This is a genomic window from Kitasatospora sp. NPDC004799 (assembly GCF_040609095.1).
Taxonomy (GTDB): Bacteria; Actinomycetota; Actinomycetes; order Streptomycetales; family Streptomycetaceae; genus Kitasatospora.
The window spans coordinates 1-25,266 of sequence record NZ_JBEXJK010000083.1 but is presented as its reverse complement, the minus strand read 5'-3'; the positions used below and the strand labels follow the sequence as shown (position 1 = coordinate 25,266).

Here is a 25,266-nt window from a genome sequence, read left to right as displayed (position 1 = left end):
ACTCCCGTCGTTCGCCCGGAGGGCGGGCGGGGCGGCGTTGGGGTGCGTGCATCGCAAGGCGGAGGAGGGAGCCACTGCGGAGCATTGGCGACCGACGACAACGTGGCGAGGTGCGTGCCCCGGCGTCGCCCCGCAGACGCGAGTTCGAAGACAGGCCCCAGGGCTGAACCGGTGACACCCGGTAACGTAGCGGCCCGTGACTACCTGGATCTGGGCCGGCGTGGCCGTGGTGCTGTTCGGCATGTACCTGAGTTGGACGGCCGGTCGCCTGGACCGGCTGCATGCCCGGATCGACGCCGCGCGGGCGGCGCTGGACGCGCAGCTGCTCCGCCGGGCCTCGGTGGCGATGGAGCTGGCGACCTCCTCGCTGCTGGACCCGGCGGCCTCGCTGCTGCTGCTGGACGCGGCGCACGCGGCCCGGCAGGCCGAGGACGAGCAGCGCGAGGTGGCGGAGAGCCAGCTGAGCCTGGCGCTGCGGGCGGTGTTCGAGGAGCCGGAGCAGATGGCGGCGCTGATGGCCGAGCCGGGCGGCGAGGACGCGGTTCGTGAGCTGACGGCCGCGGTGCGGCGGGTGCCGATGGCCCGCCGGTTCCACAACGACGCGGTGCGGGCGGCGCGGGCGGTGCGCGAGCACCGGCTGGTGCGGTACTTCCGGCTGGCGGGGAACGCGCCGTTCCCGCTGGCGTTCGAGATGGACGATGCCCCACCGCCCGCCCTCACGCCCGAAGGGGCGCCTGCTTAAGGTGTCCCCGGATACGGCCCGTTTGTCGTGTCCCGTCGTCCGGGCTGGACTTGGTGGCGCATGAGTGGGCCACCCGTTCTGCCTACCATAGGGCGATAGCACTGATTCATCTTCGAGTGAGGTCTCACGTGTCCACCACCCCCACCACCGCAGACCAGCCGCAGATCGGCACCGCCCGGGTCAAGCGCGGCATGGCCGAGCAGCTCAAGGGCGGTGTGATCATGGACGTGGTCAACGCCGAGCAGGCCAAGATCGCCGAGGACGCCGGCGCGGTCGCCGTCATGGCCCTGGAGCGGGTCCCCGCGGACATCCGCAAGGACGGCGGCGTGGCCCGCATGTCCGACCCGAACATGATCGAGGAGATCATCGAGGCCGTCTCCATCCCGGTGATGGCCAAGTCCCGCATCGGCCACTTCGTCGAGGCCCAGGTCCTGCAGTCGCTGGGCGTCGACTACATCGACGAGTCCGAGGTGCTCACCCCGGCCGACGAGGTCAACCACTCGGACAAGTGGGCCTTCACCACCCCGTTCGTCTGCGGCGCCACCAACCTGGGCGAGGCCCTGCGCCGCATCGCCGAGGGCGCGGCCATGATCCGCTCGAAGGGCGAGGCCGGCACCGGCAACGTCGTCGAGGCCGTCCGCCACCTGCGCCAGATCAAGAACGAGATCGGCCAGCTGCGCGCCCTGGACAACAACGAGCTGTACGCCGCCGCCAAGGAGCTGCGCGCCCCGTACGAGCTGGTCAAGGAGGTCGCCGAGCTCGGCAAGCTGCCGGTCGTGCTGTTCTCCGCCGGTGGCGTGGCCACCCCGGCCGACGCCGCGCTGATGCGCCAGCTGGGCGCCGAGGGCGTCTTCGTCGGCTCCGGCATCTTCAAGTCGGGCGACCCGGCCAAGCGTGCCGCCGCCATCGTGAAGGCCACCACCTTCTTCGACGACCCGAAGATCATCGCGGACGCCTCCCGCAACCTGGGCGAGGCCATGGTCGGCATCAACTGCGACACCCTGCCGGAGACCGAGCGCTACGCCAACCGCGGCTGGTAACCACCACCACTCCCGGCCGGCCCGCCGCAGCGCCTCGGTGCGCGGCGGGCCGCGCCACGTAGTCCGTCGTAACGATCGATAGAGGTTGAAGACCGTGAGCACTCCTGTCATCGGCGTCCTCGCCCTGCAGGGCGACGTCCGCGAGCACCTGGTGGCGCTGGCCGAGGCCGACGCGCTCGCCCGTCCGGTGCGCCGCGCCGAGGAGCTGGCCGAGGTCGACGCGCTGGTGATCCCCGGCGGGGAGTCCACCACCATGTCCAAGCTGGCGCTGCTGTTCGGCGTGATGGACCCGCTGCGCGAGCGGGTCGCCGCGGGGATGCCGGTCTACGGCACCTGCGCGGGCATGATCATGCTGGCGGACAAGATCCTGGACGGCCGCGACGACCAGCAGACCGTCGGCGGCATCGACATGACCGTGCGCCGCAACGCCTTCGGCCGCCAGAACGAGTCCTTCGAGTCCGGGATCGACTTCGCGGGCCTGGACGACGCGCCGGTGCACGGCGTCTTCATCCGCGCCCCCTGGGTCGAGTCGGTCGGTACGGGCGTCAAGGTGCTGGCCGAGCTGCCCGCCGCGGACGGCCCGGAGAGCCGGATCGTGGCGGTGCGCCAGGGCAACCTGCTCGCCACGTCCTTCCACCCGGAGCTGACCGGCGACCACCGGGTGCACGCGTACTTCGTGCGCATGGTCGAGGAGCACCTCGCGGCGGCCGCGAACTGACCCGGCCGGCCGCGCGCTGACCGTGTGCGCCCCACCGGTGACAACACCGGTAAGATCTCCTCTGTTCATTTCTCATTGGCGACGTAAAGGAGCTGGCGATGTCCGGCCACTCTAAGTGGGCTACCACCAAGCACAAGAAGGCCGTGATCGACGCCAAGCGCGGCAAGCTCTTCGCCAAGATGATCAAGAACATCGAGGTGGCGGCGAAGACGGGCGGGCCCGACCCGGCGGGCAACCCGACGCTCTACGACGCCATCCAGAAGGCGAAGAAGAGCTCGGTCCCGATCGACAACATCAACCGCGCCGTCAAGCGCGGTGGCGGTCTGGAGGCCGGCGGCGCCGACTACCAGACCATCATGTACGAGGGCTACGGCCCGAACGGCGTCGCGGTCCTGATCGAGTGCCTCACCGACAACCGCAACCGCGCCGCCTCCGACGTGCGCGTCGCGATGACCCGCAACGGCGGCTCGATGGCCGACCCGGGCTCGGTGTCGTACATGTTCAACCGCAAGGGCGTCGTGATCGTCCCCAAGGCCGACGGCGTGGACGAGGACAAGGTCCTCGACATCGTCCTCGACCACGGGGCCGAGGAGGTCAACGACCTGGGCGAGGCCTTCGAGGTGATCTCCGCGCCCAGCGACATGGTGGCCGTGCGCACCGCGCTGGTCGACGCGGGCGTCGAGTACGACTCGGCCGAGGCCAACTTCGTGCCGGACGTGCAGGTCGAGCTGGACGTCGACGGCGCCCGCAAGATCCTCAAGCTGATCGACGCGCTGGAGGACAGCGACGACGTGCAGAACGTCTTCGCCAACTTCGACATCTCCGACGAGATCGGCGCGCAGCTCGACGCCGAGTGATCACTGCCCAGTGATCGTCGGTGAGTGACCGTTCTCACTGCCCGGCCCGGTGGTCCCTGGACCACCGGGCCGGTGTCGTCGGTCGGGTTGTCGGACCCGGGCGGTAGCCTGCGGAGGTCCCTCGCCGCGAGCCGAGGGCGCGTCGGCACGCGGCGGGCAAGGGCGGCGGGTGGCGGCGAGTGGCGACGAACAGGGAGGCGGGGCGGGTGGTTCGGGTACTGGGCGTGGACCCGGGGCTGACCAGGTGCGGGGTCGGCGTGGTCGAGGGCGCGCCGGGTCGGCCGCTGCGGATGGCCGGGGTCGGCGTGGTGCGCACCCCCGCCGAGGCCGAGATCGGGCAGCGGCTGCTGCAGGTCGAGCAGGGCATCGAGGCCTGGCTGGACGAGCACCGGCCCGACCTGGTCGCCGTCGAGCGGGTCTTCGCCCAGCACAACGTCCGCACCGTGATGGGCACCGCGCAGGCCAGCGCCGTCGCGATGCTCTGCGCCACCCGGCGCGGCATACCCGTCACCCTGCACACCCCCAGCGAGGTCAAGGCCGCCGTCACCGGCTCCGGCCGGGCCGACAAGGCGCAGGTCACCGCCATGGTGCAGCGCCTGCTGCGGCTGGACGCGCCGCCCAAGCCCGCCGACGCGGCCGACGCGCTGGCGCTCGCCATCTGCCACATCTGGCGCGGCGGGGCGACCAACCGGCTGGAGGCCGCCGTCCGGGCCGCCCGCACGACCACCCGCTCCACTCCTCCGAAAGGCACCGTCCGATGATCGCCTTCGTGCAAGGGCCCGTGGCGGCCATCTCCTCCGGGACCGCGGTGGTCGAGGTCGGCGGAGTCGGCATGGCGGTGCAGTGCACCCCGAACACGCTGGCCGGCCTGCGGCTGGGCGAGCCGGCCCGGCTGGCCACCTCGCTGGTGGTCCGGGAGGACTCGCTGACCCTGTTCGGCTTCGCGGACGACGACGAGCGCGCCGTGTTCGAGATCCTCCAGGCCGCGCCCGGCGTCGGCCCCAAGCTGGCGCAGGCGATCCTCGGCGTGCACAGCCCCGACGCGCTGCGCGTCGCGATCGCCGGCGGCGACGAGAAGGCGCTGGTCGCCGTGCCGGGCATCGGCAAGGCCAAGGCGGCCAAGCTGCTGCTGGAGTACAAGGACAAGCTCGGCGCGCCGCACGGCGCCGTCCCCGCGCAGAAGCCGATCGCCGCCGGGCCGGCGCCGTGGAGCGAGCAGCTGCACTCCGCGCTGACCGGCCTCGGCTACGCCCCGCGCGAGGCGGACGACGCGGTGGCGGCCGTCGCCCCGGAGGCCGAGGCGCAGGCCACGCCGGACGTCGGCGCCCTGCTCCGGCTCGCCCTGCGCGGCCTCAACCGCGCCCGCTGACCCCCTGACGATCTGTCCCCTTGTCGACACCGGAGATTCTGGAGCCCGCGACGATGTACGACCCGGAACCCGCCGACCGGCTGGTCACGGCCTCCGCCGACGGCGAGGACCAGGCGGTGGAGGCGGCGCTGCGCCCCAAGCTGCTGGACGAGTTCATCGGCCAGGAGCGGGTGCGCGAGCAGCTGTCGCTGGTGCTCCAGGCGGCCCGCAAGCGCGGCAGCGCGCCCGACCACGTGCTGCTGAGCGGCCCGCCCGGGCTCGGCAAGACCACCCTCTCCATGATCATCGCCGCCGAGCTGGGCGCCCCGATCCGGATCACCTCCGGCCCGGCCATCCAGCACGCGGGGGACCTCGCCGCGATCCTCTCCTCGCTCACCGAGGGCGAGGTGCTCTTCCTCGACGAGATCCACCGGATGTCCCGGCCGGCCGAGGAGATGCTCTACATGGCGATGGAGGACTTCCGGGTCGACGTGATCGTCGGCAAGGGCCCGGGCGCCACCGCCATCCCGCTGGAGCTGCCGCCCTTCACCCTGGTCGGCGCCACCACCCGGGCCGGCCTGCTGCCGCCGCCGCTGCGCGACCGCTTCGGCTTCACCGGGCACATGGAGTTCTACGCCCCGGCCGAGCTCCAGCGGGTGGTGCACCGCTCGGCCACGCTGCTGGACGTGGAGATAGACCCGGCCGGCGCGGCCGAGATCGCCGGGCGCTCGCGCGGCACCCCGCGCATCGCCAACCGGCTGCTGCGCCGGGTCCGCGACTACGCCCAGGTCCGGCACGACGGGCAGGTCACCGCCGGGATCGCCGCCCAGGCGCTGGACGTCTACGAGGTGGACGCCCGCGGTCTGGACCGGCTGGACCGCGCGGTGCTGGACGCGCTGCTGCGGCTGTTCGGCGGCGGTCCGGTCGGTTTGTCGACACTCGCGGTCGCCGTGGGTGAGGAGTCCGAGACGGTCGAGGAGGTCGCCGAGCCCTTCCTGGTCCGCGAGGGCCTGCTCGCCCGCACCCCGCGCGGGCGGATCGCCACCGCCGCCGCCTGGCAGCACCTCGGCCTGACCCCGCCCGCACAGACCCCGCCGGTCCAGACCACTCGCGGAAGTGTTCCAGCGCAGTCGGAGCTGTTCCCCGCCGACGAAAGTTGACCGCCATCGGCTGAACGGGTGAGTCCGGCCGGTCGGTTCCCACCCCTCGCTTCCGTGGTGGCACACGGAGGAGCCGGGATCGAAGTCCCGGGAAACAGTGCAGGCGGAGGGTCGCCACTTTCGGCGGCAGGATGCGATGCTTGGCGTTGTCCGATCGATTCGGGGTCGCCTAGACTCCGCCGGACCGCCCCTCTCACCTGACGGGCCGACCAATACCACACAGGCCGCCGGCCGGCGGCCCGTAAAGGACCCTGGCTGCAGTGAACCTCATCATCCTTCTCCTCCCGATCATCGCGATCGTGCTCATGTTCCGGTCGCAGAAGAAGCGCCAGCAGCAGATGCAGCAGATGCAGACCTCGCTGGAGCCCGGGGCGGGGGTGCGCACCATCGGTGGCCTGTACGCCCAGGTGAAGGCGGTCAACGAGGAGACCGTCGAGCTGGAGATCGCGCCCGGCGTGGTCACCTACTTCACCAAGAGCGCGATCGCGGCCGTCCTGGACCGCCAGGAGTACGACGCGATCATCAACGGCCGCCCCGCCGACGACGAGCCGGCCGAGCCGGAGGTCGAGGACGCGGACGCCGCGCCGGCCGAGGACAAGCCGCTGACGCTCACCAAGGAGAGCGCCGAGAAGGGCGATGCCGAGGGCGGGGCTCCCGCGAGCAAGTAGTACGGACGGGCAACCCGCCCGGCCGCGCGGCGCAGTGCCGCGAGCCCACAGGACCTCAGGGCCGCACAACCTGCCGTACCCCCGTCCGACATCCGCCGGCCGGGGGTACGGCCGGGGAAGTGGCATGGACAGGGAGAAACGAGCAAGGTGGCAACACCCAAGTCGCGCCCGCGCGACGGCTACCCAGGGCGGGCACTGGCCCTCATCCTGGTCGTCACCGTCGGACTGGTCGCCCTCATGTTCGGGACGGGCACCACCAAGCCCCGGCTCGGGATCGATCTCGCCGGCGGCACCAGCATCACGCTGACCGCGAAGTCGGACGACCCCAAGGCGCTCAGCAAGTCCAACATGGACATCGCCGTCGGGATTATCGAGCGCCGCGTCAACGGGATGGGTGTCTCCGAGGCGGAGGTCCAGACCCAGGGCTCGGACACGATCATCGTGAACATCCCCAAGGGCGGCGACCGGCAGAACGCGGCGGACCAGGTGGGTACCACCGCGAAGCTGTTCTTCCGCCCGGTCCTGGCGGTGGCCCCCAGCGGCCTCAGCGCCCCGGCGCCCACCGGCACCCCGTCCGCGGGCGCCACCGGCACCCCGGCCGCGACCCCGTCCGCGGCTCCGTCCGCCGGCGCCGCCGCGACCGGTACCCCGTCCGCGGCCGCGAGCGCCACCAAGCAGGGCCGCCCCGCGAGCGAGGCGCTGGCCGCCGAGGGCGCCAGCCCGACCGCCGCCGCCACCGGTGCCGCCCCCGCGGCCACCGGCAGCGCCGCTCCCGCCGCCACCGGCGCCCCGAGCGCCCCGGCCGCCCCGACCAGCGCCGCCGACCTCAGCAACGCGATGACCCAGGGCTCCGTGCCGCCCGAGCTGGCCGCCGCCTTCGCCGCCCTGGACTGCTCCAAGCCCGAGGTCCGCGCCGCCCAGACCGGCGCCGAGGACAAGGCCGTCGTCGCCTGCTCCCAGAAGGCCGAGAACGGCTACTACGAGAAGCTGGCGCTCGGCCCCGCGGCCGTGAAGGGCGCGGACGTCTCCAAGGCCCAGGCCAGCATCGACACCCAGACCGGCGCCGGCTGGCAGGTGCAGCTGCAGTTCAACGGCACCGGCACCGACGCCTTCGCCAAGGTCACCGGCCAGCTGGCCGTCCAGACCCCGCCGACCAACCAGTTCGCCATCGTGCTGGACAACCAGGTCGTCTCCCACCCGCAGGTCAACGGCGCGATCCCGGGCGGCAGCGCGGTCATCACCGGCCGCTTCTCGCAGGCCGAGGCGCAGGACCTCGCCAACGTGCTGAGCTACGGCGCCCTGCCGCTGGAGTTCAGCAAGAGCGACATCACCACCGTCTCCCCGGCGCTCGGCAGCGACCAGCTCAAGGCCGGTCTGGTGGCCGGCGCGATCGGCATGATCCTGGTGGTCGCCTACTCGCTGATCTACTACCGCGGCCTCGGCCTGGTCTCGATCGCCGGTCTGATCGTCTCGGCGGTGCTGACCTACTCGATCATGGCCCTGCTCGGCAACGCGATCGGCTTCGCGCTGAACCTGCCGGCGGTCTGCGGTGCGATCGTCGCGATCGGCATCACCGCCGACTCCTTCATCGTGTACTTCGAGCGCATCCGCGACGAGGTCCGCGAGGGCGCCCCGCTGCGCCCGGCGGTCCAGCGGGCCTGGCCGCGCGCCCGGCGCACCATCCTGGTCTCGGACTTCGTGTCCTTCCTCTGTGCCGCCGTGCTGTACGTGGTCTCGGTCGGCAAGGTCCAGGGCTTCGCGTTCACCCTGGGCCTGACCACCGCGCTCGACGTCGTGGTGATCTTCCTCTTCACCAAGCCGCTCATCACGCTGCTGGCCCGCCGCAAGTTCTTCCTGGACGGCCACAAGTGGTCCGGCCTGGACCCGAAGCGGCTGGGCGCCCGCCCGCCGCTGCGCAGCAGCCGTCGCCGTAGCCCCTCCTCTGCCGCCGTGAAGGAGGCCTGACACCGTGTCACGCTTCTCCAACCTGGGCCACCGGCTCTACCAGGGCGAAGTCAGCTTCGACTTCGTCGGGCGCCGCAAGCTCTGGTACTCCATCTCCGGCGTGATCGTGCTGGTCGCGGCGATCGGCCTGGCCATGGGCCTGCACCTGGGCATCGAGTTCAAGGGCGGCTCGGTCTACACCGTGTCCAAGCCCGGCCTGACGGTCTCCCAGGCGCAGGACACCGCGGACGGGATCGTCTCCTCGCACCCGCTGGTCCAGTCGACCGACAGCGGCAAGATCCGCATCCAGGTCAGCACCGAGGAGGCGAAGAGCTCGGACCAGATCCGCACCGAGCTCTCGCAGAAGCTCGACGTGCCGCTGGACACCGTCGAGGCCCAGGTGATCGGCCCCAGCTGGGGCAAGCAGATCTCCCAGAAGGCGCTCACCGGTCTGATCGTCTTCATGATCCTGGTGACGGTCTACCTGGCGATCGCCTTCGAGTGGCGGATGGCGGTGTCCGCCCTGGTCGCCCTCATCCACGACCTCCTGATCACCATCGGCGTCTACGCCCTGGTGGGCTTCGAGGTCACCCCGGGTACGGTGATCGGCTTCCTGACCATCCTCGGGTACTCGCTCTACGACACGGTCGTCGTCTTCGACACCGTGAAGGAGAACACCAAGGGGATCACCAAGCAGAACAAGCGCACCTACAGCGAGGCCGCCAACGCGGGCCTCAACCAGACCCTGGTGCGCTCGCTCAACACCACCGTGGTGGCGCTGCTGCCGGTCGCCGCGCTGCTGTTCATCGGCGGCGGCCTGCTGGGCGCCGGCACCCTGAACGACATCTCGCTCGCGCTGTTCATCGGCCTCGCGGCCGGTGCCTACTCCTCGATCTGCGTCGCCACCCCGCTGCTGGCGCAGCTCAAGGAGGAGCAGCCGGAGATGAAGGCGCTGCGCAAGCGGGTGCTCCAGCACCGGGCCGCCGCGGCCGCCAAGGCCGAGGCCGGCGACGGCGTCGCGGCGGACGAGGAGCCGACGGGCGAGGAGCAGCCTGCGGGTATGGTCGGACAGCGCGGCCGCGCGGCCGGCACCACCCGTGCCAAGGGCCGTCCGTCCACCAAGCGCTGATCCCGACCACGATCCGAGGAACTCCACCGTGACCACCACCGACACCGCACTGGCCGAGCTGCTGAACAGCCGGATCCGGGACGTCCCGGACTACCCGAAGCCGGGTGTGCTGTTCAAGGACATCGCGCCGCTGCTCGCCGACGCCGAGGCCTTCGGCGCCCTGACCCGGGCGCTGGCGGACCGGGCGAAGGAGCTCGGTGCGACCAAGGTGGTGGGCCTGGAGGCGCGCGGCTTCGTGCTGGCGGCCCCGGCGGCCTTCGCCGCCGGTCTCGGCTTCGTGCCGATCCGCAAGCAGGGCAAGCTGCCCGGCGAGGTGTTCCGGCGCTCGTACGAGCTGGAGTACGGCTCGGCGACGCTGGAGGTGCAGTGCGACGCCTTCGCGCCCGGTGAGCGGGTGCTGGTGGTGGACGACGTGCTGGCCACCGGCGGCACCATCGGCGCCTCGCTGGACCTGGTCAAGGAGGCCGGGGCCCGGCTGGCGGGCGTCGTGGTGCTGATGGAGCTGGGCTTCCTGGACGGCCGCGAGCGGCTGGCCGGGCACCTGGACGGCGCTCCGCTGGAGACGCTGGTCACGGTCTGAGGGACCTGTCAGGAGGACGGCGGTCGGAACATCCGACCGCCGTCCTTCCGTTTCCTGGCCCGGCCGGATGAACACCTCGGCGCCCGGCTCGGTACCATGAAGATTCATCCCCTCCCGGTTGTACCCGACCGTTCGGGTCTCGGCAGGGGTCGGCCCCGGTGCCCCGAGGAGTTGTCCTTGCCCGACGAGGTTGTGCCCACGGCCGCAGCGGCCGCCCCCGAAAACCGTCCCACGCCCTCGGGGGCCACCCCGGCACGCCCGGCGCCCACCTCCTCGCGTTCGCTCGGCCCGTCCGGCCGGGGCTCCACCGGCGGCATGCGGGCCCGGCTGGCCCGGCTGGGCGGCCAGCGCTCCAGCGTGCTCAACCCCGTCCTGGAGCCGCTGTTCCGCTCGATCCGGGCCAACGACCCCAAGGCCGACCCGGCGCTGCTGCGCGACATCGAGCGCGCCTACGCGGTGGCCGAGAAGTGGCACCGCGGGCAGAAGCGCAAGAGCGGGGACCCGTACATCACCCACCCGCTGGCCGTCGCGACGATCCTGGCCGAGCTCGGCATGGACGCCCCGACCCTGATGGCCGGGCTGCTGCACGACACCGTCGAGGACACCGACTACGGCCTGGAGACCCTGCGCAAGGACTTCGGCGACTCGGTGGCCCTGCTGGTGGACGGCGTCACCAAGCTGGACCGGGTCAAGTTCGGCGAGGCCGCGCAGGCCGAGACCGTCCGCAAGATGGTCGTCGCGATGGCCAAGGACCCGCGGGTCCTGGTGATCAAGCTGGCCGACCGCCTGCACAACATGCGCACGATGCGCTACCTCAAGCGGGAGAAGCAGGAGAAGAAGGCCCGCGAGACGCTGGAGATCTACGCCCCGCTGGCGCACCGGCTGGGCATGAACACCATCAAGTGGGAGCTGGAGGACCTCGCCTTCGCGATCCTCTACCCCAAGATGTACGACGAGATCGTCCGGCTGGTCGCCGAGCGCGCCCCCAAACGGGACGAGTACCTGGCGACCGTCATCGACCAGGTCCAGGCGGACCTGCGCGGCGCCCGGATCACCGCCTCCGTCACCGGCCGGCCGAAGCACTACTACTCGGTCTACCAGAAGATGATCGTCCGGGGCCGGGACTTCGCCGAGATCTACGACCTGGTGGGCATAAGGGTCCTGGTCGACACCGTCCGCGACTGCTACGCGGCGCTGGGCACCATCCACGCGCGGTGGAACCCGGTGCCGGGGCGGTTCAAGGACTACATCGCGATGCCCAAGTTCAACATGTACCAGTCGCTGCACACCACGGTGATCGGTCCCGGGGGCAAGCCGGTCGAGCTGCAGATCCGCACCTTCGACATGCACCGGCGGGCCGAGTACGGCATCGCCGCGCACTGGAAGTACAAGCAGCGCGCGGTGGCCGGGGCGTCCAAGGTCCGCACCGACACCCCGACCCAGGTCCGCAAGGACGACAAGGCCGGCGCCGTCAACGAGATGGCCTGGCTGCGGCAGCTGCTGGACTGGCAGAAGGAGACCGCCGACCCGGGCGAGTTCCTGGAGTCGCTCCGCTTCGACCTGGCCAGCAACGAGGTCTTCGTCTTCACCCCCAAGGGCGACGTGATAGCCCTGCCGGCCGGGGCGACCCCGGTCGACTTCGCCTTCGCGGTGCACACCGAGGTCGGCTACCGGACGATAGGCGCCCGGGTCAACGGGCGGCTGGTGCCGCTGGAGTCGACCCTGGAGAACGGCGACACCGTCGAGGTGTTCACCTCCAAGGCGGAGAACGCCGGCCCGTCCCGGGACTGGCTGGGCTTCGTCAAGTCGCCGCGCGCCCGCAACAAGATCCGCGCCTGGTTCTCCAAGGAGCGCCGCGAGGAGGCGATTGAGCACGGCAAGGAGGCGATCGTCCGGGCGATGCGCAAGCAGGGCCTGCCGATCCAGCGGATCCTGACCGGCGACTCGCTGGTCACCCTGGCCCACGAGATGCGCTACCCCGACATCTCCTCGCTCTACGCCGCGATCGGCGAGGGGCACGTCGCCGCGCCGAACATCGTGCAGAAGCTGGTCCAGGCGCTCGGCGGCGAGGAGGGCGCGACCGAGGACCTGGCGGAGACCGCCACCCCGACCCACGACAACCGCCGGGCGGTGCGCCGCCGGGCCAAGGGCGACCCGGGCGTGATCGTCAAGGGCGTCGAGGACGTCTGGGTCAAGCTCTCCCGCTGCTGCACCCCGGTGCCGGGCGACCCGATCGTCGGCTTCGTCACCCGCGGCAACGGCGTCTCGGTGCACCGCGCCGACTGCGTCAACGTGGAGGCGCTGAGCCAGCAGCCGGAGCGCATGATCGACGTCGAGTGGGCGGCCACCCAGTCCTCGGTCTTCCTGGTGGCCATCCAGGTCGAGGCGCTGGACCGCTCCCGGCTGCTCTCGGACGTCACCCGGGTGCTCTCCGACCAGCACGTCAACATCCTGTCGGCGGCGGTGCAGACCTCCCGGGACCGGGTGGCGATGAGCCGCTTCACCTTCGAGATGGGCGACCCGAAGCACCTGGGCCACGTGCTCAAGGCGGTGCGCGGCGTCGAGGGCGTGTACGACGTCTACCGCGTCACCTCCGCCCGCAAGTAGGCGGCGGCCCCTCCGCCGTGGAGCGGGAACGCGGAAGGCCCCCGGGAGCGGTCCCGGGGGCCTTCGTCGTCAGCGCGCCGAGGCGGTCAGCCGCTGAACTCCTCCTGGCTCTTGTGCGCCTGGTCCAGCAGCGTCCGCACGCCGGACAGCTCGGACTCCAGCTTGGCGACCTTGGAGGCGTTGCCGGCCGCGCGGGCCTTGTCCAGGTCGGCCTGGATCTTGTCGGCCTTCGCCTGGAACAGGCCCACCATGCCGGCCGCGCGGGCCTTGGCCTCCGGGTTGGAGCGCTTCCACTCGGAGTCCTCGGCCTCGCGGATGGCCCGCTCGACCGCGTTCAGCCGGCCGTCCAGCTTCGGACGGACCTCGCGCGGCACGTGCCCGACCGCCTCCCAGCGCTCGCTGATCTCGCGCAGCGCGGCCTTGGCGGCCTTGAGGTCGGTGATCGGCAGGATCGCCTCGGCCTCGGTGGCCAGCGCCTCCTTGAGCTTCTGGTTCTCCACCTGCTCGGCGTCCCGCTCGCTGAACACGGCGGAGCGGGCCTGGAAGAAGACGTCCTGGGCGCCGCGGAACCGCGCCCACAGCTCGTCCTCGATGTCCCGCTGGGCCCGGCCGGCGGCCTTCCAGCGCGCCATCAGGTCGCGGTATGCGGCGGCGGTGCTGCCCCACTCCGTGGACGAGGACAGCGCCTCGGCCTCGGCGACCAGCGCCTCCTTGGTCTGCCGGGCCTTCTCGCGCTCGGCGTCCAGGGTGGCGAAGTGCGCCTTGCGGTGCTTGGAGAAGACCGAGCGGGCGTGCGAGAAGCGGTGCCACAGCTCGTCGTCGCTCTTGCGGTCCAGCCGCGGCAGGCCCTTCCAGGTGTCCACCAGGGCGCGCAGCCGGTCCCCGGCCTCCCGCCACTGGGTCGACTCGGCGAGCTGCTCGGCCTCCGAGACCAGGGCCTCCTTGGCCGAGCGGGCCTCGTCCTGGGCCTTGGCGCGGGCGGCCTTGCGCTCCTCGCGCCGGCTCTCGATCTCGCCGGCGAGCGTGTCCAGCCGCTTGGCCAGGGCCTCCAGGTCACCGACCGCGTGCCCCTCGACGACCTGGGCGCGCAGGTGCTCCAGCGCGGCCTGGGCGTCCTTGGCGGCCAGGTCGGTGGTGCGCACCCGCTTCTCCAGCAGGCCGATCTCCACCTCGATGCCCTGGTACTTGCGCTCGAAGTAGGCGAGGGCCTCCTCGGGCGAGCCGGCCTGCCAGGAACCGACGGCGCGTTCGCCGTCGGCCGTCCTGACGTAGACCGTGCCCTGCTCGTCCACACGGCCCCACGGGTCGCTGCTCATAGCGCGTCCTCCACATGACGTCGCGCCCGCGCCGGGGCGGCGCGCGTCCGTCGTCCACAGTTGATGTGCGACGGACCGAAAGAGTCCGCCGTCCCCGTCCGCCGTGCCTTGCTGCCGAGGGTGACGGCCAGGCGGGTGCGGGCACCCTATACGACGCCAACATAGGCGACCAGGACCGGTGCTGTCCGCATCCGGGCCGGGCGATTTCGGTCCGGGGCCGTGCCGGGGCGGCGCGCAGGCCGCTGGTCGACGGCCCCGGAGTCGGTCAACCCTTCGCCACCGTAACGGAGTTGAAGGTGACGTCGGCCATCGGGTGGCCGTCCGGCGAGCCCTCCAGGGTGCCCGCGGCGGCGATCTTCTGCACCGCGTCCAGGCCGCCGGTGACCTTGCCGAACGGGGTGTAGTTCGGCGGCAGCTTGGTGTCCTTGTAGACCAGGAAGAACTGGCTGCCGTTGGTGCCCGGGCCGGAGTTGGCCATCGCCACGGTGCCGGCCGGGTAGGTCGCGCCGGTCAGGTTCTCGTCCGCGAACTTGTAGCCGGGGCCGCCGGTGCCGCCGGGGACGGTCGCGCTGGCGGTCGGGTCGCCGCACTGGAGCACGAAGATGCCGTCGGTGGTGAGGCGGTGGCACTTGGTGTGGTCGAAGTACTGCTCGCCGGCCAGGAAGGCGAAGGAGTTCACGGTGTGCGGGGCCTTGGCGGCGTCCAGCGCGACCGTCACCTTGCCGCAGTTGCTGTCCAGCGTCATGGTGTACGAGCCGCTCGGGTCGATCGTCATCGCCGGCTCGGCCTGCCACTGCTTGCCGTTGGGCGCGCCCGGCGCCGGGGCGGCGCAGCCCTCGACCGGCTTGCGGGTCGGGGTGGTCGGCTCGGCGGCGGTGGTCGGTGCGGCCTGGGCGGTGTTCGAGGCCTTCGTGTCGGCCTTGTCGTCCGAGCTGAACGCGCCGGTGGCGATCAGGGTGCCACCGCCGGCCAGCACCACGACGGCGAGCGAGGCGCTCACGATCGTGTTGCGCCGCTTGCGCGCGGCCTCGGCCGCGGCCCGCCGCTCCATCTGGCGCTCGTACTTGTCTCGGGCGAGCTGCCGCCGCCGCTGTTCGCTGCTGACCACCGGCCGTGTCTCCTACGGATGTGCGGGAAAAGTGGATGGATTCCGGAGCGGATCATCGCATCCCTCGGCGGCCAAGTGTAGGGACCGGGCCCGTAAGAACCCGGTGAACCCGTCGGGCCGCGGCGCCGCGTCGCTCCTATCTGGTTCGCAACCGGACCCGCGGCGCCGGTAGGCTGCACCTACATCACCACTGGCAGCACGACCACTCGCCGCCGCCGCAGCCGACCGCCGCACACCCGAAGGACGCGCGTGTTCATCGCCGGATTCCCCGCTGGAGCCTGGGGCACCAACTGCTACCTGGTCGCTCCGGCGGCGGGTGAGGAGTGCGTCATCGTCGATCCCGGCCACCAGGCGGCCCGCGGCGTCGAGGAACTGGTCCGCGAGCACCGGCTGAAGCCCGTCGCCGTACTGCTCACCCACGGCCACATCGACCACGTCGCCTCGGTGGTCCCGGTCTGCGGCGCCCGCGGCGTCCCGGCCTGGATCCACCCCGAGGACCGGTACATGATGTCCGACCCGGAGCGGGCGCTCGGCCGCTCGCTGGGCACCCAGCTGATGGGCGAGCTCACCGTCGGCGAGCCCGACGACGTGCGCGAGCTCACCGACGGCAGCGTGCTGGAGCTGGCCGGCCTGCGGCTCACCGTGGACCACGCCCCGGGCCATACCGGGGGGTCGGTGACCTTCCGGACGCCCGGTGCCGAGGACCTCCCCCCGGTGCTGTTCTCGGGCGACCTGCTGTTCGCCGGCTCCATCGGGCGTACCGACCTCCCGGGCGGGGACAGCGAGGCGATCATGAACTCGCTGGCCCGGGTGTGCCTGCCCCTCGACGACTCCACCGTGGTCCTCTCCGGCCACGGCGGTCAGACCACCATCGGCCGCGAGCGCGCCACCAACCCCTACCTCCGACAGGCAGCAGGGGCGGCAGGCGCCCCGGCTTTCCCGCGACGAGGAATGTGACGGAAGAGAAGTTGAGCACCTTCACCGCCCCCAAGGGCACCTACGACCTGCTGCCCCCCAGCTCCGCGACGTTCCTGGCGATCCGCGAGCGCATCGCCGCGCCCGCCCGCCGGGCCGGCTACGGCTACGTCGAGACCCCGGTCTTCGAGGACGTGAAGCTGTTCTCCCGCGGCGTCGGCGAGTCCACCGACATCGTCACCAAGGAGATGTACAACCTCACCACCAAGGGCGGCGACGAGCTCGCGCTGCGCCCCGAGGGCACCGCCTCGGTGCTGCGCGCCGCGCTCCAGGCCAACCTGCACAAGCAGGGCAACCTGCCGGTCAAGCTCTGGTACTCCGGCTCGTACTACCGCTACGAGCGCGCCCAGAAGGGCCGCTACCGCCAGTTCTCCCAGGTCGGTGCCGAGGCGATCGGGGCCGAGGACCCGGCGCTGGACGCCGAGCTGATCATCCTGGCCGACGACGCCTTCCGCTCGCTGGGCCTGCGGAACTACTCGCTGCTGCTCAACAGCCTCGGCGACAAGGAGTGCCGCCCGGTCTACCGCGCCGCGCTGATCGAGTTCCTCTCCGGCCTGGACCTGGACGAGGACACCCGCCGCCGCGCCGAGATCAACCCGCTGCGCGTCCTCGACGACAAGCGCGAGTCGGTGCAGGCCCAGCTGGTCGACGCCCCGATGCTGCGCGACTACCTGTGCGAGGCCTGCAAGGCGTACGACGAGAAGGTCCGCGAGCTGCTCACCGCGGCGGGCGTGGCCTTCGTGGACGACCCCAAGCTGGTGCGCGGCCTGGACTACTACACCCGCACCACCTTCGAGTTCGTGCACAACGGCCTCGGCGCGCAGTCCGCGATCGGCGGCGGCGGCCGCTACGACGGCCTGTCCGAGATGATCGGCGGCCCGGCGCTGCCGTCCGTCGGCTGGGCGCTCGGCGTCGACCGCACCTACCTGGCCCTGGAGGCCGAGGGCGTCGTCCTCGACCTGCCGGCCGCCACCTCCGTCTACGCCGTCGCGCTCGGCGAGGAGGCCAAGAACGTCCTGTTCGCCAAGGTGGTCGAGCTGCGCCGGGCCGGCGTGGCCACCGACCTCGCCTTCGGCGTCAAGAGCATCAAGAACGCCATGAAGTCCGCCGACCGGTCCGGCGCCCGCTTCGCCCTGATCGCCGGGGACCGGGACCTCACCGAGGGCGTCGTCCAGCTCAAGGACATGTCCACCGGCGAGCAGACCCCCGTCGCCCTCGACGCACTCGTCACCACCCTGAAGGAGAAGCAGCTGTGATCCGCACGCACGACGCGGGCACGCTCCGCCCGGAGCACGCAGGCACCACCGTCACCCTGGCCGGCTGGGTCGCCCGCCGCCGCGACCACGGCGGCGTGGCCTTCATCGACCTGCGCGACGCCTCCGGCACCGTGCAGGTCGTGGTCCGCGACCTCGACTCGGTGCACGGCCTGCGCGCCGAGTACTGCGTCAAGGTCGTCGGTGACGTCCGGGTCCGCCCGGAGGGCAACGAGAACCCCGACATCCCGACCGGCGCCGTCGAGGTCGTCGTCAGCGAGATCGAGGTGCTCTCCGAGGCCGCCCCGCTGCCCTTCCCGGTCGCCGAGTACGAGCCCGGCACGGTCAACGAGGAGGTCCGGCTGCGCTACCGCTACCTGGACCTGCGCCGTGAGGGCCCGGCCAAGGGCCTGCGCCTGCGCTCCAAGGTCAACAACATCATCCGCCGGGTGATGGAGGAGAACGACTACCTCGACATCGAGACGCCGTACCTCACCCGCTCCACCCCCGAGGGCGCCCGCGACTTCCTGGTCCCGGTCCGCCTCCAGCCCGGCCACTGGTACGCCCTGCCGCAGTCGCCCCAGCTGTTCAAGCAGTTGCTGATGGTGGCCGGCATGGAGCGCTACTACCAGATCGCCCGCTGCTTCCGCGACGAGGACTTCCGCGCCGACCGGCAGCCGGAGTTCACCCAGCTGGACATCGAGGCCTCGTTCGTCGACCAGGAGGACGTCCTGGCTCTCGGCGAGAAGATCGTCGGCGCCATCTGGCGCGAGGTGCACGGCTACGAGATCCCGAACCCGCTGCCGCGGATGACCTACGCGGACGCGATGGGCCGCTACGGCTCGGACAAGCCGGACGTCCGCTTCGGCCAGGAACTCACCGACCTGACCGAGTACTTCAAGGGCACCGACTTCCGCGTCTTCCAGGCCCCGTACGTCGGCGCCGTGGTCATGCCCGGTGGCGCCTCGCAGCCGCGCAAGCAGCTGGACGCCTGGCAGGACTGGGCCAAGGCGCGCGGCGCCCGGGGCCTGGCCTACGTGCTCATCGACGCCGAGACCGGCGAGCTGCGCGGCCCGGTCGCCAAGAACCTCTCCGAGGAGCACCTGGCCGGCCTCGCCGCCGCCGCGGGCGCCAAGAACGGCGACGCGATCTTCTTCGCGGCCGGCAAGGAGCGCGCCTCGCAGGAGCTGCTCGGCGCCGCCCGCCTGGAGATCGGCAAGCGCTGCGGGCTGATCGACGAGTCCCAGTGGGCCTTCCTCTGGGTCGTCGACTTCCCGATGTTCGAGCCGATCGAGGACGACAAGGGCCAGTTCCAGGGCTGGCACGCGGTGCACCACCCCTTCACCGCCCCGACCGCGGAGTCGCTGGCCACCTTCGACACCGACCCGGGCTCGGCCCTGTCCAACGCCTACGACCTGGTCCTCAACGGCTCGGAGCTGGGCGGCGGTTCGATCCGTATCCACCAGCGCGACGTGCAGAAGCGGGCGTTCGACGCGATCGGCCTCTCCGAGGAGGAGGCGGCCTCGCAGTTCGGCTTCCTGCTGGACGCCTTCAACTACGGCCCGCCGCCGCACGGCGGTGTCGCCTTCGGCCTGGACCGCATCGTCACCCTGCTGGGCGGGTACGACACGATCCGGGACGTCATCGCCTTCCCGAAGACGTCCACCGGCGGCGACCCGCTGACCGGCGCCCCGACCCCGATCACCCCGGCGCAGCGCCGCGAGGCCGGCGTGGACGCCCAGCCGAAGGTCCGCGAGGACGCCAAGGGCGAGGCCCAGCCCAAGGCCTGACGCCACGTCATCCGCTAACCTGCAACGGCCCCGGACGGCCCAGCCGCCGTCCGGGGCCGGTCCACAACGGTGTGTGACACAGGGAGGGTTGACCCCAATGCAGGTCACAACGAGAGTCGAGTGTCCGGACGACGCCCCGGCCACCAGACGCGTCCACATGGCGGCGTTCCCCGGCCCGGACGAGGCGGACCTGGTGGACGCGCTGCGCCGCGATCCCGCCTGGCTGCCCGGGCTGTCCGTGGTGGCGGTCGACGACGCCGGGCTGGTGATCGGGCACGCGCTGCTGACCCGGCTGCGGGTCGGCGACGGCCAGGCGCTGGCGCTCGCGCCGGTCGCGGTGGCGCCCGAGTGGCAGCGCCAGGGCGTCGGCGAGCTGGTCGTCCGGGCCGCGCTGACGGCGGCCGAGGGGGCGGGCGAGAAGCTCGTGGTCGTCCTCGGCGACCCGGAGTACTACGCGCGGTTCGGCTTCGCCCCGGCCGGGCGGCACGAGGTCACCGGCCCGTTCGAGGTGCCGGAGGCGTACTTCCAGGCGCTGCCGCTGGCGGCGTACGACGGCGCCCCGCGCGGGCTCTGCCGCTACCCCGAGCCCTTCGTCGCGGTCTGAGACCGCCCACGCTCCGGACACCCCGGGCGCCGCTCCCTCGGGCACCTCTCCCCAGGGCCGGTCCACGAGACCGGCCCCGGTCGCCACGGCCCCGCCGACCTGCGGATTCGGCCGCCAGCGCCTACGGTGAGTGCGCATCAGCATTCAGCCGGACGGAGGACCCGAGGGTGGCCGAGCAGCAGCGGACCGGGAAGCCGGGGAAACTGGCCAGGAAGCCGTACGAGCGGGAGCTGCTGCGGCTCCAGCAGGAGCTGGTGAAGCTCCAGGAGTGGGTGCGGGTCGAGGGCGCCCGGCTGGTGGTGGTCTTCGAGGGCCGCGACGCCGCCGGCAAGGGCGGAGCGATCAAGCGGGTGACGGAGTACCTGAACCCGCGCATCGCCCGGGTCGCGGCGCTGCCCACGCCGACCGAGCGGCAGAAGACCCAGTGGTACTTCCAGCGCTACGTCGAGCACCTCCCGGCCGCCGGGGAGATCGTGCTGTTCGACCGCAGCTGGTACAACCGCGCCGGCGTCGAGCGCGTGATGGGCTTCTGCACCGACGAGGAGTACTGGCAGTTCCTGCACCAGTGCCCGACCTTCGAGCGGATGCTGACCGAGTCGGGCGTCCTGCTGCGCAAGTACTGGTTCTCGGTGAGCGACACCGAGCAGGAGCGGCGCTTCCGGGACCGGCTGGAGGACCCGATGAAGCGCTGGAAGCTCTCCCCGATGGACGTCGAGTCGATCACCCGCTGGGAGGACTACTCGCGGGCCAAGGACGAGATGTTCATCCACACCGACACCCCGGACTCGCCCTGGCACGTGGTGGAGAGCGACGACAAGCGCCGGGCCCGGATCAACATGATCGCCCACCTGCTGTCCACCGTGCCGTACCACGAGATCAGGGCGCCGCAGATCGAGCTGCCGCCGCGCCCCGCCTCGCGCGGCTACGAGCGGCCGCCGCGCGACCTCCAGCGGTACGTGCCGGACCACGCCGCCAAGCTCGGCTAGCGGGGCCGCCGGGGGGACGTCGGGGTGCCCGGTCCGTCCGGTTCGGCCGGGCTCGGGGTCGCTCGAACGGACGCGTGGCGTTGCCGGTGCCCGGGCCGGGCCGTGCGATGGACGTGTCCACCACGGCTCGGAGCGCCCGTCGCGGTGCCCGCCGGACGTCAGGAGACCCGCCATGTTCGTGCGCACCGGCTACTTCACCGGCGACCCGGCCCGCCTCGGCCGGACCCTCGACGGCTTCACCGCGGAGGCCGTCGGCCTGCTCTCCGCCGAGCACGGCTACCGGGGCTACGGGCTCTTCGCCAACCGCGAGCTGGGGGTCTTCACCATGGGCTCCTGGTGGGACACCGCGCAGGCCGAGCGGGACAGCGACGCCAAGCTGGGCAGGCGGCGCGGCGAGCTGCTGGAGCCCTTCGCCGGCACGGCGGCCGTGGACGTCTGGGAGGCGGCGGCCTTCGCGCCGCCCGGGGAGGGCGCGCCGGGGGCCCGGTTCCGGCTGGTCCGGGGCGACTTCGACCCCGCCTCGGCCGACCGGCTGGTCGAGCTGTTCCGGGAGCAGGCCCTGCCCAGGCTGGAGGCGATGGACGGCTTCGTGGGCGGCGCCCTGCTGATCCAGCGGGACCGGGGCAGGCTCTCGGTGGGGGCGATCTTCCGGGACGAGGCGAGCTTCGCGGCCTCCCGCACCCCGCAGGCCGAGGCGCGGGCCCGGGTCACCGCCGCGGCGGGCGTGACGGTGCGGTCGCTGGAGGAGTTCGACGCCGTGGTGCTGGACCGCCGCCCGCCGCGGTAGCCGTCCGGTGGCGCCCGGCCGCCCGTTGCGGGACGGGCTGTCCGAGCCCTCGCATAGGCTTCCGGTGTGGACGAACCGGACCTCTTCACCGCCGCCGCCGAGGAACGCCAGACCAGGGAGCCCGGCCGGGCGCCCCTGGCCGTACGGATGCGTCCGCGCACCCTGGACGAGGTGGCCGGGCAGCGGCAGCTGCTGAAGCCCGGCTCGCCGCTGCGCCGACTGGTCGCCGGTTCGCGCGGCCCGGCGGCGACCAGTTCGGTGATCCTCTGGGGGCCGCCCGGCACCGGCAAGACCACCCTGGCGCACGTGATCAGCCAGGCGGTCGAGGGCCGCTTCGTGGAGCTGTCCGCGATCACCGCCGGGGTCAAGGAGGTCCGGGCCGTCATCGACGGCGCCCGGCGGGCGGTCGGGATGTCCGGCCGGGAGACGGTGCTCTTCCTGGACGAGATCCACCGCTTCTCCAAGGCCCAGCAGGACTCGCTGCTGCCGGCCGTGGAGAACCGCTGGGTGACGCTGATCGCGGCGACGACGGAGAACCCGTACTTCTCGGTGATCTCCCCGCTGCTGTCCCGCTCGCTGCTGCTCACCCTGGAGTCGCTGACCGACGAGGACATCCGGGCGCTGCTGCGCCGCGCGGTGGCCGACGAGCGCGGTCTGGAGGGCGCGCTGGAGCTCAGCGCGGAGGCCGAGGACCACCTGGTGCGGCTGGCCGGCGGGGACGCCCGGCGGGCGCTCACCACGCTGGAGGCGGCGGCCGGGGCGGCGCTGGAGAAGGGTGAGTCGAGCATCACGCTGGCCACCACCGAGACGGCCGTCAACCAGGCGGCGGTGCGCTACGACAAGGACGGCGACCAGCACTACGACGTGGCGAGCGCGCTGATCAAGTCGATCCGCGGCAGCGACGTGGACGCCACCCTGCACTACCTGGCCCGGATGATCGAGGCGGGGGAGGACCCGAGGTTCATCGCCCGCCGGCTGATGATCTCGGCCAGCGAGGACGTCGGCCTGGCGGACCCGACGGCCCTGCAGACGGCGGTGGCGGCGGCCCAGGCGGTGGCCCTGATCGGCTTCCCGGAGGCCCGGATCATCCTCTCCCAGGCGGCCATCGCGCTGGCTCTGGCGCCCAAGTCCAACGCCGCCTACCTGGCGATCGACGCGGCGCTGGCGGACGTCCGGCAGGGCCTGGCGGGCGCCGTCCCGTCCCACCTGCGGGACGCGCACTACGGCGGCGCGGGCAAGCTCGGCCACGGCAAGGGCTACCGCTACCCGCACGACCTGCCGGAGGGCATCGCGGCCCAGCAGTACGCGCCGGACGCGGTGCACGGCAAGGAGTACTACCAGCCGACCAGGCGCGGCGGCGAGGCCCGGTACGCGGACGTGGTGGAGTGGACGCGCGGGCGGCTGCGGGGCGAGCGCAGAGTGGAGAAGAAGGCCGGGAAGCCGGCCGGGAAGGCGCCGGAGAAGCCGGAGCCGAAGGCCGAGGAGCAGCCCGGGGAAAAGGGCGGGTGATCCACCGGTATACTTCGTCGGAGTGCCATGTCCCGGGACGGCGGCGGGGGAGACCCCACCGACCGGCCGCACCAGCGGGGCACCGGCGGTAGGCCTCCTCCGGGAGGCCCGCACCAGGAGCGTCGCGCACCGTTTCGGTGTCGCGGACGGCCCGGTTTCCGGGCCCTTCGTGTGACCAGCACATCTCGTGCCCGGCTCCGGAGAGCGGCTGATCCCTTCGCGCGAGCGTGGGGGTTTTCTCCGGGTCGCGACATGCGACCTCCGTCAACACCTGGTGAAGCCGTATTCGTAAGCAAGGAAGGTTTGGTTCATGGCGAACCAGAAGCGTCCCAAGGTCAAGATCGCGCGTGCGCTCGGCGTGCCGCTGACCCCGAAGTCCGTCAAGTACTTCGAGGCCCGCCCGTACCCGCCCGGCCAGCACGGCCGTGGTCGCAAGCAGAACTCGGACTACAAGGTCCGTCTGCTCGAGAAGCAGCGTCTGCGCGCCCAGTACGACCTGAGCGAGAAGCAGCTGTCGCGTGCGTTCGACCGCGCGAAGAAGGCCGAGGGCAAGACCGGTGAGGCGCTCGTCGCCGAGCTGGAGACCCGTCTGGACTCGCTGGTGCTGCGTTCGGGCATCGCCCGCACCATCTACCAGGCCCGCCAGATGGTCGTCCACGGCCACATCGAGGTCAACGGTGGCAAGGTCAACAAGCCGTCGTTCCAGATGAAGCCGGGCTACGTGGTGACCGTCCGCGAGCGCTCCAAGGAGAAGGTCCCCTTCCAGGTCGCCCGTGAGGGTGGCTACGCGGGTGAGGGCCAGACCCCGAAGTACCTCGAGGTCAACCTGAAGGCCCTGGCCTTCCGCCTGGACCGTGCGCCGCAGCGCAAGGAGGTCCCGGTGATCTGTGACGAGCAGCTGGTCGTCGAGTACTACTCGCGCTGACCCGGCTTCGCTCCTCGCGAACACCAGCGAGCCCCCGCCGCCTTTCGAGGTGGCGGGGGCTCGCCCCTTTTTCCTGCCCTGGGGCCGGTGGCGTCAGATCTCCTCGCCGGCCATCGCGGCGGCCAGCCGCAGGTGCGGGCGCGCCTCCTCGGCGCGGCCCTGGCGCTCCAGGGTGCGGCCGAGCATCAGCCGGGCGTAGTCCTCGGCCGGGTCGGCCTCCAGGATCCGCAGCAGCTCGGCCTCGGCGCGGCGGAGCTGGGCGGAGTGGAAGTAGCTGCGGGCCAGCAGCAGCCGGACGGAGAGGTTGGCCGGCTCCTCGGCCAGCACGCCTTCGAGCATGCGGGCCGCATCGGTGTACGCCTTGGACTCGAAGTAGAACTTCGCCATGCGGTACTCGTCGGCGGCGTTGTGGACGGCCATGGTGCTCCTTCCGGGTGGTTACTTGCCTCCTCAAGCAATCGGCAAGCTTCAGCTATTCCGCACCGGTGCGGCGGCCGGTGCGGGCGGCACCGCGCGGGGGCCGGGCACCGGTTCCGGGCCCTCCGCCGAGCCCCCGCCGCCGAGCGCCCGGGTGACCGCCGCGTCCAGGTCCAGCAGCGTGCCGGCCTCGTAGCACTCCTCGTACTCCTGGGCGGTCAGCCCGGCCCGGGCCCGCTCGGCGCACTCCTGGTGCGGGCCGAAGAAGTTCCGCGAGCCCAGGAACGGGTTGCCGACCGCGCGCCAGATCCGGTGCGCGGCCCCCTGCAGCACCCGGGCCTCGCGCAGGTCGCCCGCCGTGCCCGGGGCGGTCGGCTCGGTCTGCAGCAGCGCCAGCAGGTCGATGCCCAGCACGATGCCCAGCAGGTCGCGGAAGACGTGGTTCAGCCGTACGCACTCCCGGGCCAGCGCGCGGGCGGGCTGCACGGCGCCGTCCAGCCAGTGCGAGTACGCCATCGCGTAGAGCACGTACGCGTAGGCCCACTGCTCGCCGTGCTCCTCGCACAGCTCGCGGGCCTGGCCGAACCAGAGCTCGCCGCTGTCCAGGTCGCCCTGGAAGAGGTAGGCCAGGCCCAGCTCCAGCATGGCCATCACCACGTTGCTGTTGAGCTCGCCGATGGTCCGGTAGTGCCAGAGCGCCTCCTCGAACAGCTCGGCGGCCCGGTCGGGGTCGTCGCCGACCAGCGCGACGCAGCCCTGGCGGTGGACGGCATAGGCCAGGGCCCGGTCGTCGCCGGTGTCCA

The 25,266-nt window shown here is 72.2% G+C and carries 22 protein-coding genes and 2 pseudogenes; 20 read left to right on the top strand and 4 right to left on the bottom strand.

Features of this window, described 5'->3' with window-relative positions:
* The first annotated feature begins 241 nt into the window (after nucleotides 1-241).
* From ABZW03_RS13685 to ABZW03_RS13630, 12 genes and pseudogenes are all read left to right on the top strand, one after another.
* Nucleotides 242-742 carry a hypothetical protein gene (locus tag ABZW03_RS13685; protein ID WP_355256285.1) on the top strand — a complete coding sequence of 167 codons (501 nt, stop codon included), beginning with the start codon at nucleotides 242-244 and terminating at the stop codon, nucleotides 740-742.
* Nucleotides 743-870: 128 nt separating this feature from the next.
* Complete coding sequence (gene pdxS, locus ABZW03_RS13680) at nucleotides 871-1,782, top strand: pyridoxal 5'-phosphate synthase lyase subunit PdxS (RefSeq protein WP_355256279.1); 912 nt, start codon at nucleotides 871-873, stop codon at nucleotides 1,780-1,782.
* 94 nt (nucleotides 1,783-1,876) lie between these two features.
* Entirely contained in the window at nucleotides 1,877-2,500 is a 624-nt protein-coding gene (pdxT, locus tag ABZW03_RS13675; protein ID WP_355256276.1) for a pyridoxal 5'-phosphate synthase glutaminase subunit PdxT, read from the top strand.
* A 98-nt stretch (nucleotides 2,501-2,598) separates the two neighbouring features.
* Nucleotides 2,599-3,357: a YebC/PmpR family DNA-binding transcriptional regulator gene (locus ABZW03_RS13670; RefSeq protein ID WP_355256273.1), complete on the top strand. Its 759-nt coding sequence runs from the start codon at nucleotides 2,599-2,601 to the stop codon at nucleotides 3,355-3,357.
* A gap of 206 nt (nucleotides 3,358-3,563) precedes the next feature.
* Nucleotides 3,564-4,118, top strand: a complete 555-nt coding sequence (ruvC, locus tag ABZW03_RS13665; RefSeq protein ID WP_355256270.1) for a crossover junction endodeoxyribonuclease RuvC — start codon at nucleotides 3,564-3,566, stop codon at nucleotides 4,116-4,118.
* Nucleotides 4,115-4,726, top strand: a complete 612-nt coding sequence (gene ruvA / locus ABZW03_RS13660) for a Holliday junction branch migration protein RuvA (protein ID WP_355256267.1) — start codon at nucleotides 4,115-4,117, stop codon at nucleotides 4,724-4,726. Before ruvC ends, ruvA begins: the two co-directional genes overlap by 4 nt.
* Nucleotides 4,727-4,779: 53 nt before the next feature.
* Complete coding sequence (gene ruvB / locus ABZW03_RS13655) at nucleotides 4,780-5,865, top strand: Holliday junction branch migration DNA helicase RuvB (RefSeq protein WP_355256263.1); 1,086 nt, start codon at nucleotides 4,780-4,782, stop codon at nucleotides 5,863-5,865.
* A gap of 260 nt (nucleotides 5,866-6,125) precedes the next feature.
* Nucleotides 6,126-6,533, top strand: a complete 408-nt coding sequence (gene yajC, locus ABZW03_RS13650; RefSeq protein WP_355256260.1) for a preprotein translocase subunit YajC — start codon at nucleotides 6,126-6,128, stop codon at nucleotides 6,531-6,533.
* Between the two features lie 237 nt (nucleotides 6,534-6,770).
* Entirely contained in the window at nucleotides 6,771-8,498 is a 1,728-nt protein-coding gene (gene secD, locus ABZW03_RS13645) for a protein translocase subunit SecD (RefSeq protein WP_355256282.1), read from the top strand.
* A gap of 4 nt (nucleotides 8,499-8,502) precedes the next feature.
* Nucleotides 8,503-9,606, top strand: a complete 1,104-nt coding sequence (gene secF / locus ABZW03_RS13640) for a protein translocase subunit SecF (RefSeq protein WP_355256257.1) — start codon at nucleotides 8,503-8,505, stop codon at nucleotides 9,604-9,606.
* A gap of 28 nt (nucleotides 9,607-9,634) precedes the next feature.
* Nucleotides 9,635-10,186, top strand: a complete 552-nt coding sequence (locus ABZW03_RS13635; RefSeq protein ID WP_355256254.1) for an adenine phosphoribosyltransferase — start codon at nucleotides 9,635-9,637, stop codon at nucleotides 10,184-10,186.
* A 285-nt stretch (nucleotides 10,187-10,471) separates the two neighbouring features.
* A pseudogene (locus ABZW03_RS13630) lies at nucleotides 10,472-12,793 on the top strand (bifunctional (p)ppGpp synthetase/guanosine-3',5'-bis(diphosphate) 3'-pyrophosphohydrolase); the annotation flags it as partial.
* Nucleotides 12,794-12,879: 86 nt separating this feature from the next.
* Here the strand turns inward: ABZW03_RS13630 and ABZW03_RS13625 are convergent.
* Together ABZW03_RS13625 and ABZW03_RS13620 are read right to left on the bottom strand one after the other, a co-directional pair.
* Nucleotides 12,880-14,109: a DUF349 domain-containing protein gene (locus ABZW03_RS13625; RefSeq protein ID WP_355256251.1), complete on the bottom strand. Its 1,230-nt coding sequence runs from the start codon at nucleotides 14,107-14,109 to the stop codon at nucleotides 12,880-12,882.
* Nucleotides 14,110-14,374: 265 nt separating this feature from the next.
* Nucleotides 14,375-15,217, bottom strand: coding sequence for a peptidylprolyl isomerase (locus tag ABZW03_RS13620; RefSeq protein WP_355256248.1), 843 nt, complete (start codon nucleotides 15,215-15,217; stop codon nucleotides 14,375-14,377).
* Nucleotides 15,218-15,466: 249 nt separating this feature from the next.
* Between ABZW03_RS13620 and ABZW03_RS13615 the strand changes: the two genes are divergently transcribed.
* The 8 genes from ABZW03_RS13615 to rpsD all read left to right on the top strand — a co-directional run bounded on the left by ABZW03_RS13615 (nucleotide 15,467) and on the right by rpsD (nucleotide 24,046).
* Nucleotides 15,467-16,174 (top strand): MBL fold metallo-hydrolase, encoded by a 708-nt coding sequence (locus ABZW03_RS13615; RefSeq protein WP_355256245.1) that lies wholly within the window; start codon nucleotides 15,467-15,469, stop codon nucleotides 16,172-16,174.
* An 11-nt stretch (nucleotides 16,175-16,185) separates the two neighbouring features.
* Complete coding sequence (gene hisS / locus ABZW03_RS13610; protein WP_355256242.1) at nucleotides 16,186-17,448, top strand: histidine--tRNA ligase; 1,263 nt, start codon at nucleotides 16,186-16,188, stop codon at nucleotides 17,446-17,448.
* Complete coding sequence (aspS, locus tag ABZW03_RS13605; RefSeq protein ID WP_355256239.1) at nucleotides 17,445-19,235, top strand: aspartate--tRNA ligase; 1,791 nt, start codon at nucleotides 17,445-17,447, stop codon at nucleotides 19,233-19,235. The genes hisS and aspS overlap by 4 nt, the downstream gene beginning before the upstream one ends.
* Nucleotides 19,236-19,392: 157 nt before the next feature.
* Nucleotides 19,393-19,839, top strand: a complete 447-nt coding sequence (locus tag ABZW03_RS13600) for an N-acetyltransferase (protein WP_355256236.1) — start codon at nucleotides 19,393-19,395, stop codon at nucleotides 19,837-19,839.
* A gap of 167 nt (nucleotides 19,840-20,006) precedes the next feature.
* Nucleotides 20,007-20,825 carry a polyphosphate kinase 2 gene (gene ppk2 / locus ABZW03_RS13595; RefSeq protein ID WP_355256233.1) on the top strand — a complete coding sequence of 273 codons (819 nt, stop codon included), beginning with the start codon at nucleotides 20,007-20,009 and terminating at the stop codon, nucleotides 20,823-20,825.
* Between the two features lie 172 nt (nucleotides 20,826-20,997).
* Nucleotides 20,998-21,612 (top strand): hypothetical protein, encoded by a 615-nt coding sequence (locus tag ABZW03_RS13590; RefSeq protein WP_355256230.1) that lies wholly within the window; start codon nucleotides 20,998-21,000, stop codon nucleotides 21,610-21,612.
* Nucleotides 21,613-21,678: 66 nt separating this feature from the next.
* On the top strand, nucleotides 21,679-23,121 hold the full coding sequence (locus ABZW03_RS13585; RefSeq protein ID WP_355256227.1) for a replication-associated recombination protein A: 1,443 nt from the start codon (nucleotides 21,679-21,681) through the stop codon (nucleotides 23,119-23,121).
* A gap of 310 nt (nucleotides 23,122-23,431) precedes the next feature.
* The gene (gene rpsD, locus ABZW03_RS13580; RefSeq protein ID WP_270148363.1) at nucleotides 23,432-24,046 is read left to right on the top strand and encodes a 30S ribosomal protein S4; all 615 of its coding nucleotides are present in this window, start codon (nucleotides 23,432-23,434) and stop codon (nucleotides 24,044-24,046) included.
* A gap of 93 nt (nucleotides 24,047-24,139) precedes the next feature.
* On the opposite strand, the gene ABZW03_RS13575 is transcribed toward rpsD, so the two are convergent.
* Together ABZW03_RS13575 and ABZW03_RS13570 are read right to left on the bottom strand one after the other, a co-directional pair.
* Nucleotides 24,140-24,466, bottom strand: a complete 327-nt coding sequence (locus tag ABZW03_RS13575; protein WP_355256224.1) for a tetratricopeptide repeat protein — start codon at nucleotides 24,464-24,466, stop codon at nucleotides 24,140-24,142.
* A 48-nt stretch (nucleotides 24,467-24,514) separates the two neighbouring features.
* Nucleotides 24,515-25,266 (bottom strand): annotated as a pseudogene (locus ABZW03_RS13570) (regulator); the annotation flags it as partial.